This is a genomic window from Escherichia sp. AM3 (genome assembly GCF_032029835.1).
GTDB classification, from domain to species: domain Bacteria; phylum Pseudomonadota; class Gammaproteobacteria; order Enterobacterales; family Enterobacteriaceae; genus Escherichia; species Escherichia coli.
The window spans coordinates 1-776 of the sequence record NZ_JAVUPQ010000441.1 but is presented as its reverse complement, the minus strand read 5'-3'; the positions used below and the strand labels follow the sequence as shown (position 1 = coordinate 776).

Sequence of the window (776 nt, the reverse complement as noted above, 5' to 3'; positions counted from 1 at the left end):
GCCCCTCTTTACGCTTCTGCTGCACAAACTCAAAATCCGGGCCGTCAGAGCTGTACATGGCGCGGCTTAACGGGTCCACAAACAGACGGTGCCAGGAGGAATGGTTTTCCACCTGCAGCAGGAAGGACCTGAACCACTGGTCTTTGGCCGCACCAAACTTACCAATCATGTCGCGCTGCAGTGGCAGGAACTGGTCCGGATACAGTTGGTTGTATTTCGCGAACTCCTTCGCACTCTGTTTGAGGATAATTTTGTAGGAGGAGTTACCCCATGCCGCGCGGGCAGCACTGGAGGCCTTATCAGAGTCAAAGTCGACGATGTTCTGTGTGATGGTGATATAGGCACCGGTATGACGGCGGGCCGTACGGTAGCCTTTCTCAATAAATTCACCGACCTTGTGATTTTTGAAGTCCAGCAGACGCCAGCCTTCATCAATAACGTTCAGTTTCTTGAGGTTACGCGGCGTGCGGTACATCCTGTTCTCGATGTAGATAATCAGGGAGAACATCACCGCAACCAGCAGTGACGGACGGTCTTCCAGTCCGCCCAGCTCCAGCACCACCATTTTTGCGTCATCCCGCAGGGACGGCTCATCAGAGTTAAAATACTGGCCGTAAGTGCCGTTGGCAGTGTACTGGTCAAGCAGCACAATCATTTCGTCCAGACGGCTGCGGATAGTCGGTGACTCGGCATACTGCTCGCTGTCACTGGCGTTTTTCAGGAAATCCACCACGTCATCAATACGTGCTCTGTTCTCTTTGGCCAGCCAGGAGGCT

Annotated in this window: 1 protein-coding gene; it reads right to left on the bottom strand. The window is 53.6% G+C overall.

The annotated features are described in order from the left end of the window. Positions 1–776 (bottom strand): hypothetical protein (locus RTW80_RS26460; RefSeq protein ID WP_312721055.1); only part of this gene is annotated, 776 nt, incomplete at both ends.